Source organism: Nocardia rhamnosiphila NBRC 108938 (assembly GCF_000720425.1).
In the GTDB taxonomy this organism is placed as follows: domain Bacteria; phylum Actinomycetota; class Actinomycetes; order Mycobacteriales; family Mycobacteriaceae; genus Nocardia; species Nocardia rhamnosiphila.
The window spans coordinates 84,450-100,006 of sequence record NZ_JOAJ01000011.1 but is presented as its reverse complement, the minus strand read 5'-3'; the positions used below and the strand labels follow the sequence as shown (position 1 = coordinate 100,006).

The 15,557-nt window shown below is 66.6% G+C and carries 8 protein-coding genes; 2 read left to right on the top strand and 6 right to left on the bottom strand.

The window, feature by feature from the left end; genetic code table 11:
- Window positions 1–32: 32 nt before the first annotated feature.
- The 3 genes from IG75_RS0131470 to IG75_RS0131460 form a co-directional block, all read right to left on the bottom strand.
- Window positions 33–944, bottom strand: coding sequence for an RNA polymerase sigma-70 factor (locus tag IG75_RS0131470; protein WP_245713378.1), 912 nt, complete (start codon window positions 942–944; stop codon window positions 33–35).
- Window positions 945–1,027: 83 nt separating this feature from the next.
- Complete coding sequence (locus IG75_RS0131465) at window positions 1,028–2,209, bottom strand: NAD(P)/FAD-dependent oxidoreductase (protein WP_030524980.1); 1,182 nt, start codon at window positions 2,207–2,209, stop codon at window positions 1,028–1,030.
- A gap of 308 nt (window positions 2,210–2,517) precedes the next feature.
- Window positions 2,518–3,141 carry a TetR/AcrR family transcriptional regulator gene (locus IG75_RS0131460; protein ID WP_030524979.1) on the bottom strand — a complete coding sequence of 208 codons (624 nt, stop codon included), beginning with the start codon at window positions 3,139–3,141 and terminating at the stop codon, window positions 2,518–2,520.
- 294 nt (window positions 3,142–3,435) lie between these two features.
- Here IG75_RS0131460 and IG75_RS0131455 point away from each other — a divergent pair, with 294 nt between their 5' ends.
- Window positions 3,436–4,104 carry a cysteine hydrolase family protein gene (locus tag IG75_RS0131455; protein WP_030524978.1) on the top strand — a complete coding sequence of 223 codons (669 nt, stop codon included), beginning with the start codon at window positions 3,436–3,438 and terminating at the stop codon, window positions 4,102–4,104.
- A 97-nt stretch (window positions 4,105–4,201) separates the two neighbouring features.
- Here the strand turns inward: IG75_RS0131455 and IG75_RS0131450 are convergent, their stop codons facing one another.
- Window positions 4,202–5,011: a site-specific integrase gene (locus tag IG75_RS0131450; RefSeq protein WP_245713377.1), complete on the bottom strand. Its 810-nt coding sequence runs from the start codon at window positions 5,009–5,011 to the stop codon at window positions 4,202–4,204.
- A gap of 191 nt (window positions 5,012–5,202) precedes the next feature.
- On the opposite strand from IG75_RS0131450, the gene IG75_RS0131445 reads away from it, so the two are divergent.
- Window positions 5,203–6,333, top strand: a complete 1,131-nt coding sequence (locus tag IG75_RS0131445) for a cytochrome P450 (protein WP_030524976.1) — start codon at window positions 5,203–5,205, stop codon at window positions 6,331–6,333.
- Between the two features lie 525 nt (window positions 6,334–6,858).
- Here the strand turns inward: IG75_RS0131445 and IG75_RS0131440 are convergent.
- Both IG75_RS0131440 and IG75_RS0131435 read right to left on the bottom strand, forming a co-directional pair.
- Window positions 6,859–9,081: a 3'-5' exonuclease gene (locus tag IG75_RS0131440; RefSeq protein WP_030524975.1), complete on the bottom strand. Its 2,223-nt coding sequence runs from the start codon at window positions 9,079–9,081 to the stop codon at window positions 6,859–6,861.
- A complete protein-coding gene (locus tag IG75_RS0131435; RefSeq protein WP_030524974.1) occupies window positions 9,081–15,428 on the bottom strand; it encodes a DEAD/DEAH box helicase in 6,348 nt (2,115 codons plus the stop codon). The genes IG75_RS0131440 and IG75_RS0131435 overlap by 1 nt, the downstream gene beginning before the upstream one ends.
- Window positions 15,429–15,557: the final 129 nt, after the last annotated feature.

Genomic DNA, 15,557 nt, shown 5'->3' with positions numbered 1-15,557 from the left:
CGGCAGCCGATTTTCCTCGGTGGTGCGAGGTTTCAGTCCGCCTGGATACCGCGCAGCTTCTCCGGATTGACCTGGAAGCGGATGTTCTCGATGCGGCTGTCGCGGATGTCGTAGGTGAGGGCGCCGATGCGGTAGTCGCCGATCGTGCCGATGATGCTCAGCTCGCCGTTGACGACCACGGGTTCGAGGCGGATACCGGCGGAGTCCGGTTTGGCCAGGACACCCAGTAGCCAGCGCGCGACATGATCGGGTCCGTGGAGCGGTCGGCGGGCCGCGGTGACGATACCGCCGCCGTCGTTCCACAGCGTCACTTCCGGTGCGAGCAGTTCCATGAGCGCGGTGAGGTCGCCGCCGTCGCAGGCCGCCAGGAACTTCTCGGTGATCTGTGCGCGTGCCGTATCGTCCGCGTCGAAGCGGGGACGGCGGGCATGCACATGCGAGCGGGCGCGATGCAGGATCTGGCGGACGGTGGCCTCGGGACGGTCGAGGAAGCCGCCGATCTCGGCATAGGAGTAGCCGAAGACCTCACGCAGGACGAATACGGCGCGCTCCACGGGATTGAGGGTTTCGAGGACGACCAGCATCGCCGTCGACACGGTATCGGCCATTTCGCTCTCCTCGGCGGCGGTCGGTGCGGTGATCACCGGTTCGGGGATCCAGGGACCGATATAGGTTTCGCGGGCGGCCCGGGCGGAGGTGAGATGGTTGAGCGCGAGGTTGGTCACCGTGCGCACCAGGTAGGCCTTCGGATGAGCCACCGACGCCTGGTCCACCGCACGCCATTTCAGCCAGGTGTCCTGCAGGATGTCCTCCGCGTCGGCGACACTGCCCAGAAGGTGGTAGGCGGTACCGAAGAGCAGCCGACGGTGTTCGACGAACGGGTCGATCGGCTCGCCGGGCAGCCCGGGCTCCGGGAGCGACTGGTGGGTGTTGCGCTCTGACACGGTGCTGTCCTATCGGTCGGAGGTTCGTATTCCGCGGGGGCCGAGGAGCTGTGCCTTTCCCCGGCCCCACGGACCCCGGCTGGTCATACGGTCTTCCGGGTGGCGCGGCCGCCCTTCGACAGCTGTACCGGGATCTTCACATAGCGGCTCGCCCTGGCGGCCACTGTCGGGCTGCTGCTGACCTGTTCCTTGTAGATCGCCGCGGCCCTGCCCCGGAGATACCACCTGTTCGGGGTGTCGTCCGCGTGGGTGAACTGGACGACCGCGTCCTTCCGGCCCAGGCTCACCGGCTGGTGGAAGTAGCCGAAGCGCAGCGGCTTCACTATTTTTCCGCGCAGGATTCGCGCTATGGCGGCGGCGGTGTAGTCCGCGGTGACCACACCGCTTTGGCAGGTGCCGTGTAGCTGCCCCCATGCCTGCCGCACGCGGGCGGCGTCTCCGACGGCGTGGATCTCCGGGTGCGATACCGAGCGCAGAGTGGCGTCGGTGATGATGAGTCCTTTCGCATCGGTCGCGATTCCGGCCGTGGCGGCGAGCGGCGACACTCGTACGCCGGTGGTCCACAGGGTCAGATCCGAGGCGACGACCTCGCCGGTGTCCAGCCGCACGGCGTCGGGAAGCACCTTGGTGACCTTCACCCCGACCGTGCGGACCACGCCCAGCCGGTCCAGCGCCCGGTTCAGGTAGGCGCGGGCCTTCTCACCCATCATGGTGCCGGGTTCGGCCGCGCTGATCAGGGCGACCGTCAGCCCGGGATGTGCCTCGGCGATCTCGGCGGCCGCCTCGATGCCGGTGAGTCCGCCCCCGCAGACGGTGACGGTGCCGCCCACTGCGTCGATTTCGGGTAGCCGCTGTGCGAAATGATGGGCCAGGGCGGGGTTGTCGAGGGTCCAGGCGTGGTCCGCCGCACCCGGGACAGCGCGCGTATCGGTGGTGCTGCCGAGGGCGTAGACCAGCCGGTCGTAGTGCAGGACCGCGCCGTCGTCGAGGCTGACGGTGCGGCCGGCGGTGTCGATGGCGGTCGCCGCGGCCCGGTGGAATTCCACGCCGGTCCCCGCCAGTAGATCCGGGATCCGGAAGTCGGCCAGTTCTTGGCCCGCGGCGACCTGATGCATGCGCAGCCGCTCGGTGAAGCGGGGAGAAGGGTTCACCACAGTGATGCGGGTGTTCAGTCTGCGGGTGTAGCGGGCCAGGCGGGCGGCGGCGATCAGACCGGTGTAGCCGGCGCCGAGGACAACGATCTCGTGGGCGGTGTGGGTGTTCATCGTTCTCTCCCTGAAGGGGCTCGTCCGTTGGGGTCGGCTATTGGACAGAGCGGGCCAAGGGAACGTGACAGCTAATTTAGTGATCTACATCACACGATGACCCTTGTATTGCACGTGCGCGAACATACCGGCCCGTCGGCGCGGTGGAGCCGGATGTCGCGGCGCCACCGCGCGGCGGCGAGTATGTAGCGCCGACGGCTGCGCAGGGTCGTCGCGTGGTCGACCTCGACGAGTCCGGACAGTTCGTGCCGGCATCCGCTCGGATACGAGTCGGCCGGGTATTCTCCGCTCCCACCGTGGAACGGAGCTCAGTCCCCGGCGGGGACCGGGCTCTTCGGCGCCAATTGGACACCGGCCAGGCCGGACCAGCACAAACCGGCGGTCGTGGCGACGGCTTCGTTCTTGGGCAATCGCTTGCCGGTCACCACCCAGTCGCGCGCGCACGATTGCGCGATCCCGACCATCTCCGCCGCGATCAGCCATCCCCGCTCGGCCCGCGGCGAGGCGGACGGCGCCAGCGCCTGCAACAGGGCATCAGTGCAGATCATGGTGGCTTGCCGTGCCATACGCTGCGCCGACGGCTCCTCGGCGTCGGCCGCACCGGCCAGCAGAGCAGCGCTGCGCGCATGGTTGTCGGCGAAGTCGAACACCGCGGTCACCGTCGCCACCACGACCGATTGCATATCCCGGGCGGAGGCCAATGCCGCGGTGAGCGTGGCGCGCAATACCTGTACTGCCTCGTGCAGAACCGCCAGATAGAGTTCGAGCTTGCTCGAAAACGATTTGTACAGGACCGGTTTGCTGATCCCCGCCCGGCAGGCGATCTCGTCCATACTCGCCGCCCGATAACCGCAGGCGGCGAACAACCCGGATGCCGCGGCCACGATCACGCGCCGTCGTTCCTGCCTCGCCCGGATTATTTCCGTGTTCACCGCACCGAACACCTCCTCGAACACTGACGTTACCGATGGACGAGGCCACCGGCTGCACTGCCCGGACGGTCTCCTTCCGGGCCGTGGGTGAGTTGTCGTCACCTCTCTGCGCAGCAGAGGTGGCACAGGTGTCGAATTCCCGCACCGGCCGCGGGATATGCCCGCAGATCCGTGCCCCGGCTCCGCCGATGAGCCCGGATGCGCGCCGCCGGTCCGGTCGGCAGCCCATAATGGGAGTTTGCCTGCTGCTGGAGGCTATGGGGCACAGCGGCTTTCGATACACAAGGGGTGCTCGTGGGGTCGTTGGTATTGCTCGTGGTGGACGTGCAGAACTCGTATCTGGTGCAGGATGTGCGGGACGCCTACGGGTGGCCACCGCTGTGGCGGCGGGACGAGGTGGTGGCCGAATGCCGGTCGTTGATCCACGAGGCGAGGTCGCAGGGGATACCGGTGATCTATTCGCGCCAGGTGTCCTCTTCGGCGATGACACCGCGGTCGGCCCGGCACCGCGCGAGTCGCGCTGATCGGCTGCCGGTGCTGTCCGAGCAGGAGAAGCTGTGGCGTTCGCAGATCATGGATGCCGTCGCACCGGAACCGGGGGAGCCGGTGCTCGACAAAACCCGGCACAGCTTCTTCGCCGACACCGAACTCGAACCCGTCCTGCGCACGCTCGGCGCCGACCGTCTGATCGTATGCGGATTGCAGACCAACGTCTGCGTGGAGGCGACTGTCCGCGCCGCTCTGGAGCGAAATTTCGACGTCGCCGTCGCCGAGGACGCGGTCACCACCGACGGACCCGATCTGCACACCGGATCGTTGAACTCGATGCGGGTCATGTATGTCGAGGTCGCGCCGTGGCGCGAGCTCATCGCCGCCGGCGCGACATGGGACCGCGCGTATTCGACGCCGCACTACGGTCGCAGCCCACAATATTGGGCCGACCCACTGCATCTGTCGGGCTGAGTTTTCGCCTCTGTCATTGCGTCGGCTGTGATCGCCCGACCGGGGAGTGTAGTCCGCACCCCGGTATTCGGTCGGGCCGGGCCTCGACCGCCAACGATCACCCGGCCTGCTTCCGCAACAACCGGAGTGCTGCTCGTTCGATGATTTCGGTGCGGTCCCGGTCGTCGTCCAGTCGGTTCGCGCGCCGCAGCGCGGCGATCGTCGAGCCGTCCTCGAATGCCTCGACGACACGGGGATCCACATACGATTCCCGCGCCACCGCGGGCGTATTGCCGAGCGCTTCGGCGACCTGCGCGAAGACCTCTTGCCGTGCGAGTTTCCGGCCACGTGTCGAGGCGGGCCGCTCGGTCGCGCCGAAACCGGCGGCGGCGAGCACCGTGGCCTGCCAGGTACGCAGATCCTTGGCGGTGTAATCGGGCGCGGTGACCCCTTTGAACCGGGCGTTGACGTCCTCGGCGCGCAGCTCGCGGTTCCCCGCCCCCTCTCGATAGAGCAGCAGTCGCTCGCTGTCGGCTCGGCAGCGCCGCAGTGCGCGGCAGGCCCGGGTGAGCGGGCGATCGCTGACCTGCACACGGCGCTGTTTGCCACCTTTTGCCACATAGTCGAACTGCATAGTGTCGCCGCTGATGCGTACCTGCTTACGGAGCAGGGTGGCGATGCCGCAGGTGCCGTTCTCCTCCGCGTATTCCTCGCCGCCGCTCCGGGACACCCCGCGATCGACGAAGGCGATCGCCAGCGCTTCGACACGGTGCTTGCCGAGCCCGGAAGTGTCCAGGTCCGCGTGCAGCCGCCGACGCAACTCGGGGAGTCGGGCGGCGAGCTCGAGCACCCGGTCGAACTTCTCCTCGTCCCGGTCCCGGCGCCAGCGTTCGTGGTAGAGGTACTGTCGTCGCCCGGCAGCATCCACGCCGACCACCTGGATATGGCCGTGGGCCGCGGGACAGATCCAGACTTCACCGCCGCGATCCGTACCGGTCTGGACACGCTGGATAAAATTGAGAGGCTATGTTCGGCCTGCGCTTGTACGCAGGTCCAGTGGATGGGCCAGCTCGAAAGCACCTGATGAACCGCTCACCCTCTCCGTGAGAGGACCGTTCGATGGGTTTCGCAGAGATGCTCCGGTTCCGGCGCGATCCGTTGGATTTTCTCGAGAATCTCCGCCGAACCAGCTCGGGGGAGGTGTTCCGGCTGCCATGGGGCGGCTGGTGTGTCGGCGATACGGGTCTGGCGCTGACGGTGTTGCATGACCGTGCGTTCAACGCCGGGATGTCCGAGTTCTTCGGGTCCATGCTGCCTTCACGGTCTGTCCAGGTCGAATTCGGCCGCGCCGCGCGCGGGATCCTGCGGGCGCATACGCCCAGGTACCGGGAGTCACTGGCGGCCGCGGCGATAGAAATGCCCCCCGTCACCCGCTGGCCGGCGGCCGGGGTCGAGCTGATATATCGGTGCACCGCGGACGTGCTGCTGCACCCCGATGGTGCTCCCGAGTTGCGGCGGTTACTGGAAAGAAACGCACGCGTGGGCTCGCTTCGCCCGGCCCGGATGTGGCAGCGGGCGCGGGCGCAGCTGCTGCGCACGAAACTGTCGACCGTGCTGACCGAGCAGGTCCGAGCCCGGCGCAGCGTTACCGGCCACGCTGCGGAGTCCGGACCACGGGATCTGCTCGACGCGGTGATCGGTGCCTGCCCCGACGAGGTCGCCGATACCACGGTGGCGGAGCTGTACGTGCTGATGTTCCGGTCCATTGTGGGACCGCTGGGCTACTCGATCGCCTGGTCGGTGTTGCTGGGCAGCCTCGACTCTCCCGGCTCACCATGGCCGTGGCCCGCCGACCGGGTCGTCCGTGAGGCAGCACGGCACCGGCCGGTCTCCTGGATGGTCAGCCGTCCCGTCCCCCGGCCCACCGAGTTCGGCGGAATCGCCTTCCAGGCCGGTGACCAGCTGTCCGTCAGCCCCTACCTGCTCCATCACGACGAACAACACTGGTCCAGACCGGGCGCGTTCCAGCCCGACCGCTGGGCCCGCCCGAGCGCGAACGGCCCCTACGTACCCTTCAGTTCCGGCCCCTTCACCTGCGCCGGCGCCGCGGTAGCCCACGATCTGGTCACCGAAGCAGTCGCCACCCTCACCGAGAACACCTCGCTGTCCGTCATCGGTGGCGGTGACACCCGCCCGATAGTGACCAATGCGGCGATCCCCAGGCCGTTCACCCTGCGCCGCACCCCATAGACCCTGTTCGCGGACGCCAGAGCCCCAGGAAGGAGGTGACATCATGATCAAGGCATTGCGGTTCATCTTCACCAACAAGCCGACCCGCACCTGGAACCCCGCAGAGTACGGATGATCCGGCGACCGGCTGGATGGCTCGAACACCGCGCACGAAAGGTAAACGAGCCACCCAGCCACCGCCTACCGGCAGCTACCGGCACAGTCATTCTGACAATGTGACCGAATGAATAAGGGGTCGGCTGCGGGTCTGCACCGCTCCTCCCGCCCGGACCGAAGCGACGGCCCACACCCGGAAGTCCTGTGGATGCCTGCGTGGCTATCGACGGATACTGCCCCAGGCATCGAGTCAGGTTGGCGGTGGCGGCCGGTGGGCGCGTCCGGGCGCGAGCATGCCACCGGGCTGCGGCATGCCTGACGCAACGAACAGATTCTCGGCCCGAGTACATCGGCCACCGGGGATCCGGCGACGGCCGCCCCGGCCGGCGGGTGGGCCGGATTATTGCGGCGAGCCGGACTCGCCGAAGGCTACTTTGTGTACCGGCCCAGCAGCTCGGACCGCCGTCCGCTCCAGGTAACCACCACTTGATCACGGGCCCGGCTCGTCGCGACATACAAGAGCGATCGTTCCCGCAAGTCCGCTTCGGAGCGCTCTTCCTCGGGCACACCATTGAAACCGGCCCGTGAGGGAACATGGGCTTCGGCGATACCGGCAAGGATTACCCGGGAGAACTCCATCCCCTTCGATCGGTGCATCGTCATGACCTGGACGTACCCGGAGACGGGCGGGTTTTCATCCAGCGCGCGGGCGTCCACCCCGCGTTCGGCGAGTCCACGCACCATCTGGTTGCGGTCGTTGAGGCTGCGGGTGAGCACAGCGATGGTGTCGCGGTCCGCATCGTTGTCCGCCTGCAGCCACTCCTTGATCTGTTCCGCCACGGCCTGGAGTTCATCGGCGACCGAATCATATTGGTGCAAAGCGGGCTTCGGCCCGTTGCGCGCCGAGCGGTAGTCGGCGGTGGACTCCTCGCCTTCCTCCAGGTCGTGGTAGTCGGCGCCGTCGAGGATGCTCATGGCCAAGTGCAGGTTTTGCGCCGTCGTCCGGTAGTTGAGGGTCAACCGCCGGGATCGACCCACGATCTTGATACCCAGCCGCCCCAGCACAACGGGCTGTCCGTAGATGCGCTGGTGCGAATCCTCGGCGATGAAAAGATCGTTGGTGCCTTCTGCTACCAAAGAGCGCAGCATTCGCCAATGGGTAGCGTGCAGATCCTGCGCCTCGTCCACGATGACATGGTCGGCGAGATGTTCGACTCCCGAGAGCGCGCGCAGGTGTAGGTGTTCCGCGGCGACGGCCAGCACTTCGGGGAAGCTGAAGGTGTCGTCCATCCTGCTCCGGCGCCGGTAGGCCTCGACGAGTTTCCATACCGCGATCCGCTGGGGCCGCGTCAGCCGGACACCCCGGCCGGGCCGGGCGATGCGTGCGTACTGCTCCAGGGTGGTGATTTTGTTGGCGAGGATCACCGAGGTGTACTCGGTTTCGAGAAACCATGGTGTGGAAAGTCGTGGGTCGAGCCCGCCGGCGACGGAGTCCACCACCTCCCGCCACACCCGGTCCTGCTTGGTGCGGGCTGTGGACACCTCGGTGCGGGTGCCGAGTACCGCTTCCACCGCCGGGCCGATATCGTCGGCCGGTTTGACGATATCGCTGGCGAGCTTGTCGATACCCTCGACATAGATGCCGCGCCGGCCGGGCCGGTCGGCGATCTCGATACCGGGATCCAGCGCGCGCAGGTCACTTTCGAGGTTCTTGGCGAGCGTCTTGTTGAAGGTGGTCAAGACGATGCGCGCGTTCGGATTGCGGCGCAGCAGGTTCCGCGCCCGATGGATGGCTACCACGGTCTTGCCGGTGCCTGCGCCGCCGGAGAGGCGGAACGGCCCGTGGTAATCCTTCTCGGCGTAGGTGCGCTGTTCGGGGTGCAGGAAAACCCGCCAGGCCGCGAAATCGCCGCCCTCGATGACCCGGCGCAGCTCCTCGTTGCCGTCGATATAGGTGAACTGGATCTTCGAAGCCGGGCGGTCCAGTGCCTCCATGATCCGGTCGTCTTCGTCCACCGAGGTGTCGACCGGTACATCGGTAAAGCTGTACTTCTCCCGGATTTCGTCGACCGCGTTACCGCAGGCCAGATCCATCAGCGCGTCGGCCTGCCAGCCACCGATATCCGCGGCGATATCGTTGATCACGTAGTCGTCGGAGGCGGCGAGTGCGCGTTCGGCGATCGCCGGATCGAGTCCCAATCGCTCGGTGAGTGCGTCGTAGGTGAAACCCGCGTGGGCGAGGAACCCGCGGTCGGCCGCGGCATTTTCTTCGACCGGCGCGGCGTGGGGGGCGGGCGTAGTTTCCGCTCCGGGTTCGGTGAGAATGCCCTCGAGAATTCCGTTGACCGGGTTGACCCGCAGGGTGGCACGTTCGGCGATCGAATTCGCCTCATCGTGGGGCCAGGTGCCCATATAGACGTAGGTCGTGCCCCCCTCTTTGGGGTCCACGCGGAACAGCACGGCGCGGTGGTTGAGGTCTACCCGGCCGGTCCGCACCCGCCGGTCCGCGGCACCTTTCATCGGCTCGATGTGCAGGCCGGGCGTCGTATCATCGGATTGCAGTTTCTCCAGGAAGCCGAACACTCGCTGGGCGATCGACCCGTCGATGCCGCGAAGCGATTTGTTCTGGTTCGCCATGACAATATTCGCCATCACATCACTCCGTTCGCAGTCAGGGCCGCCACGATCGGCGCGATTTCCGGTCCACAGATGGTCCACCCTTGGTCGGCAATCGTATCGGCGGCTGCCGCCACATCATCGAACAGCACACCGACACGTGGCCCCGGCCAGGCGATATCGACGACTTCACCGTCGTCTGTCTCGAAACCCTGCGAGGGGAGAGGCGTACCGGCCGATGCCAGTTCACGGATGAGAGATCGCTCCTGATCGGAGATGCTGTCCGTGTACAGGGTCTGCCACTGTGGGCTCAGGTCGGAGGTATCGGCCTCGGTGGTTGTCGTCGGCGTGGGCGTCTCATCGGTCAGCAGATTACGGCTGGTGATGAGGTGGGCGTCGTACAACCCGAACCAGTTCGACAGCCGTAGCCATTCCTGCCAGGCGGATCGCCGGTCGACCGCGCGCCCGTCGTCGCGGTCGTCGAGCAGTAGGACGGCGGTACTCGTGCCGTTGTCCGTGCGCAGGGCGGCGGTGACGGTCAACGGTCCGTCGGTATAGGACCAGCAGGCGTACTGGCCTGCCGGGATCTGCGCGTTCGCGTCGTCGAGCAGGTTCAGGGCCCAGTTGGCCAGTTCATCGCTGTCACCCTTGTGGCGGCTGTCGCGCATGAACATCAGCGGCAACCAGCGGCCGACGGCCGCCCATGCTTCGAGTTCGGGGTCGTCCACGAAGCGGAACAACTGGGTGATCGGGTCGGACTTGACGAGGTCGAACACCGCGGGCCGGAGATTGCCCTGCTTCATGGTGAGTTCGGCCAGCTTCTTCATATGCCACGTGGGCGCTACCTGTTTTTTCTGCCCGGTGAATCGTTGCAGGTCCTCGTACCCGAACGACCAGACCAGTACCCCACCCGATCGCAGGATCGCTCGTTTACGGGCATCGTCAGCGATCCGGTTGTTCTCCGCCGTGGCGTGGTAGGCGTGTCCGTCGGCGAATAATGCGATCACCGGGATCTCCGGGTCGGTGGTCTTCAGCTCGAAATCGGGGACACTGTTGCCCATCTGGACCTGCGGGGTGAGCGTCCAGGTGCGGATCTTTTTACCAGGCACGGTGATCGTGGCCTTGTTGGCGTAGGTGCCGGGCGTTTCCTTGATGGTGGCCCCGAGAGTGCGCAATCGGTCCAGGAAAGCGATGTAGAACTCCCGCTCGAGCGGAGACTCCAGGCCGGCTGCCGGTTTCGCCGGTGTCTCTTCGACGATAGATTCCCGCCATGTCTCCCATACCGGGTCCGCCTCCTGCGCTCCCAAGATGAAGTCGAGGATCTTGGCCGCGGTTCTGCGGGAGACCTTGTCGAGCTCGTGCGGTGTGGTGAACGGCAGCAGGCAGTTGTGGCAGGCAAGCCGGGCTTCGTCGGCGCAGGAACAATTGCGCAGGACTTCCCGGGCAGCGCGCAGCGCCGACCACACCTTTTCCGGATCGGCGAATTCGGCGAGGTAACCGGTTCCGCCGGGCACGGTGTCGTGGATGAGCAGGGCCTGCTGGTTGCGGTCGTACAGGGCATCGGTGATGGTGACGACATCCAGATGCTCGGGTGATCCGCCGATCACCTGGCGCAGCCCGAGCAGGATTGCCGCGCTCAGGCTGGGGTAGGCGAACGAGTCGTAACGCAGGAAAGCCGGCACGTGCAGAAGCACGGCCTGGGTTCGTAGCGTGCGCGCCAGGGCGATCTCGCGGACGTGCTCCTCGTTGGCGGCCTTGCGGTACCTACACCAGCTGCGATGTTCGTGCGGATCGTTGCGGCCGGCGACGCGATCGAGCTGGCCGCAGCCCGAGCAGACGCGGAAGAGGCCCGTGGTGATCTCGGATCCGGCGATGGTGCGCCGCCCGCCCTGCGAGGTGCGCCTACCCAGGTTGAGCCAGCGGATATCGATCCGGCGCAGATATTCCGCACCGAAGTCGTATTCGGTGGCGAACCAGCGGCGAGCGATATTGTCCGGGTCGATATCGGCCGCGGTGACCACCGCATACGTTTCGCGTTGGCGCTCGTCGCGAGAATCGGTGATCGCGGCCTCATCTCTACGTACTTCCGCTGACACCTTCGCCATCTCCACGACCTGCAACTGCTGGCTCACATCGGCGATGGCCGCGGTGCCGCAGCGGGGGCACCGGCCCGGCGGCAGCGCGCTTTCCGCAGCCACCTCGGTGCCTGCCCAGCCGCATTGCGGGCACATACGCCAGAGATGGATATTGGCCTCTCCAGCGCCCAGATCCACGGCGTCGATCTTCACTGCCAGGCCCTGCGCGTAGAACGTGGATCCGGGAGCCAATTCGGTCAGCGCAACCCGGGCGCCGCGGCGGTAACTCTCCGTATCACCCTGGTACTCCTTACTCTCCGGATCGAACCAGGTGATGCCCACATCCAAGGTGACCGAATCGTCGAGGAGCGTGTAATTGGGCAGTACCCCGTAGCGTTCGAGGACGCCGACCCAGTGTTCGCGGGTGAGGTCGTGGAGGTGTTTGCCCAGCAGGCGCAGAGTCGCCCGCGCCGAGCGCAGGTCGCGTTTGTCGTCGTCGGTGGCTGCTGGGGAGTTGGCGCGCTGTTCGAACTCGGGTAGGGCGGCGTCGACCGCGGTCCGGCGTTCGGTGAGTTCGGTGACGTCGAGGTTCCACCGGTGCACGGCTTCGCGTAGTTGGCGAACCATCGCGCTGGGCTCGCCCGGCTCTGTCGGTGTCGCCCAGATGCGTAACGCCTCGCGAGGCGCTGCCGGGAGAAGGCTGCCGAACTGGTCCAGGAAGCCCTCGACGAGTTCGTCGGCTTTCAGATCGGCCAGTCCGATCAGTCCGGCCATCCACGTGCCTTCGTCGAAACTGCCGAGGACCGCGCGGGCTTCGATCGGATCCTGGGCTCCGGGCCGCCGCGCCAGCTGGTCGACGATATGCGCGATGTACTGGCGTTGCAGGATTTCCTCGGCGGTGAGAAAGGTCGCGGGTGGGCGGACGTCGCCCGAGATGACCGAGGTCGGATCGTACAGTTTCGGCAGATGCTCGCCGCGCCCGCGGACGAAGGCGAGGATGAGCGAATTGCCGGTGAGACGCCCGGCCCGGCCGACCCGCTGCAGATACGAGGCGACGGTACGTGGCAGCGAGCCGAGCATGACCGTCGACAGATCACCGATATCGATACCCATTTCGAGGGTGGGTGTGGCGACCAGGACGTTCGGTGCGGTGGGGTCGATACTGCGCTGCTTGAATTTGGTCTCATAGTCTTGGCGCACCTTGGGCGGCAGAAGAGAGGTGTGCTCGCGCGCCACCACCCGCTTCATCTCCGAGCGGTCGTAGAGGCCGCGGTAGAAGTTGTCGGATTTCGGGGCGCGGTGCAGGGTGCCGGGGCAGCGGCTGAGCATGCACGGCGCCCCATCGAGTTGATCGACCACCGCGGCAGTACCCGGATTCTGTGTCTGGCAGACACCGCAGACAAGGAGGTGCAGGCCTGCCTCGAGATCGTCGAGGCTCGGCGCGCCGACCCGGATGCCGTCCTCGCTCAGTTGGTACGCGGTGAGCGCCTTCTCGGTGGTCACGGTGGTGAGGATGCGCTCGTCGGCGAGGACGGCGAACAACGAGCGGGCCAGGAATCCGCCGTCGAACGGTGCGACCCCTAGGCACCGCGACGCCCACAGCGCGTACCACGATGAAGGTGCCGTAATCGCGTCGAAGCCCTCGGGGACGGCTCGTGCACCGACCGCCGGGAAGGCCGGGGCGGGGCGGCCCTTGGGGAACGCGGGCATACCTTCACCCAGCGGGCGCCCACCCCAGACCCAGCGGCGGTTGGCGTCGCGCTGGACGTATTTGTCGAGCCAGACATGCCGGATCGCGCCTTGGATCCGCATCCGTTCAACCGTGCCCCGGATCCACCGGGTGATCGCCGCGGCGTCGATATCCCTCAGCGTCAGCTGGTATTCGGTGTTGTCGAGCGCCTGGACACCCAGCCGGGCCACTCGGCCCGGTGAGCCGAGATCGACCTCGGCGACCACACTCCCGGTGAGCTCGAGGGTGCGGCCGAGTCGCGATTGCCGTCCGAATTCCAGGTCGATATCGAACTGAACCCGGCGCCGGACCTTCTTCGTCGCCTCCCGGCGTTTGGCCGCGTTCGCCTCGGCCTGCCAGAACGCCCCGAACTCGTCGCGCTCGACGATATCGGGCGCGAGCAGGTGATATCGCCGGGTCGGGTCGTCGCCCGCACGGTCGATCACCGCGTCGCACAGTTCGGTGAGTGTGAGCATTTCGGCCCCGGTGATTCTCTCGCCCAGTGCGTTCCGCAGTGTGGACCGGAGGCTCAACGTGTGCGAGCGGGCCTGGACGAATCCCGCGCGATGCGCGGCGTCCTGCACGCTGTCGGTGAACATGAGCGCCTTCTTCTCGTCGGCGTTCAGTTCGGCGTCCCCGTACATGGTCGACAGCGCCACCGAGAGCTGAGTGGCGACCGCGCTACCGAGGAACCGGATCCCGTCGGCCGTATTACACGCCGGACACACATCCTTCGTGGAATCGTCGTCGGCCGCGGGCCCGTGCAATGCGAGGACGGGCAACACTCGTCCCTCCAGTACCTCCGTGCTCTCCGGATCCGGCACCTCGTCGCCGACCTCGCGGTCCTCGATGCGCAGCCACCGCAGATCCTGCACCGCCGGGGCCTGTTCTGCTTCGACCGGAGCGGAGATCAAGGCACGAATCCTGGCGTTGCCCGAAAGGTGCTGGGCGCGGACGGATGACTGGTCGGGGTCCAGCGCGTACCCGGTGGGTGCCAGCCGCACACCCCAGCCGGAGCGTCCGCAATGCCGGCAGAACAGCGCCGGCGCATACTCGGCACCACTGCTCTCGGTGTCGCCGTCGTCGGCCCAGCGGAACTGGGTGGTGGACGAAAGCTCCCGGTCGATCCGGGACAGCTCCCGGACCCATAGATGCACATCGACATTCAACGCCGAACGCCCGATCTCGGCTCGCAGATGGGAGAGCGCCGCGAATACATAGTCCAGGTATCGCTGCCGGATCGCCCGGCCGCGCTGGTTATCGCGTTCGGCGGATGACACGGACAAGGTCCTCGCCGCCAACTCGGCCAAGGAGATGGCCTCGGTCGAGCGGTCGAGTAGCCGGGCGAACCAGTGATGCTTCTTCAGCAGATCCAGCTGTTCGGTCTCGTCCAGGCGGCGCAGTTCGGCGGCCAGCTCCGGGAAAGTCGGATGCTCGTCGCCGGTGCGCTCGAACAGAGTCGCGAGGACCGCGGCCGCGAGGTACGCGTTGTTGGGGGAGCGGCTGCTGAAGGCGTCGAGATCGTTGACCGCCTGCTCCGCGGACGGGGCGATCGGGACATAGCGGCGATCGAGGCCGGCATCGCGATCTGCCAGCCAGTCCTGGAGCTCGACCCGGGTTTCCTCGACAAGCGATTCCTTTCCGAACACCTCACCGAAAACGGTGTGCGCGAACTCGAGCATGGCAGTCGGTTCGCCCCCACCGCCGAGGGTCGCGGAGGTGGCCACCGGTGTGATAAGGCCCAGCGGCCGTGCCCGGTCCTCGTCGGCGACCTGTGACGACTCGTTCCAATACGATTTCACCACCAACCCGAGACGGCGTAGCAGCATCGCGACATCGGTGCCCTGAGCGCCGTCGTAGGTGTGGAACTCGTCGAGCACCACATACTGCAGCGATTCCGCAGACTGCCGCCACATCGCGGCACGGTCGGGTCGCAGCAGCAGATGATCGAGCATCTTGTAGTTGGTGAGCAAGATGTCCGGCGGCGAATCGTGCATCAGCCGCCGATCGGTGATCAAGCCCTCCGCCGAGACCAGGGTTCGCCCGCCCGAGCTCTGCTCGCCGGTGTACAGGCCGGCCGTGACACCCGAGAGCTCCGGATGCGCGCTGATCAGCCTCGCCAGCCGCTGCTCCTGATCGTTGGCCAGCGCATTCATCGGATAGATGATCAGCGCCTTCATCCCCGCCACGCCCTGCTTCTTGGCGCGCACGACATGATCGAGGATCGGGATGAGGAACGACTCCGTCTTACCGGAACCGGTCCCCGTGGTCACCAATGTCGGCTGGGGGCGTGTCCGGAACTTGGTCGACAACCGCTCGAACGCCTTGGCCTGATGCCCGTAGGGCACGAAGTCGTCCGGCAGCCAGTCCAGGTGCATACCCCAGTTGCCGCGGGCCGGGGCGAAGGGCAGACGTAACCGGACATAGGGGCCCTTGAACATACCGTCCCTGGCATCGCCGACGAAATCGCTGAGCGCGGCCTGGGTATCCGGGTCGGTGAGCGCGAAGGTGGTCGCCAGGTAATCGGTCAAACCTTCACGCAGCCGGTTGGCCTGCAAGGTCGGTAGGAGAGCCCCCACAAATGCTCCTCGATCGTCGGCCGACTCAGCTGGTCGGGTGCGTACTGAGCCCGCTGACCTGTTGTTCTACAGACGGGCGCTTTCGGATGTTAGCCCGGAAGCCTGCCGGGTGACCGGGGATCAACGCCG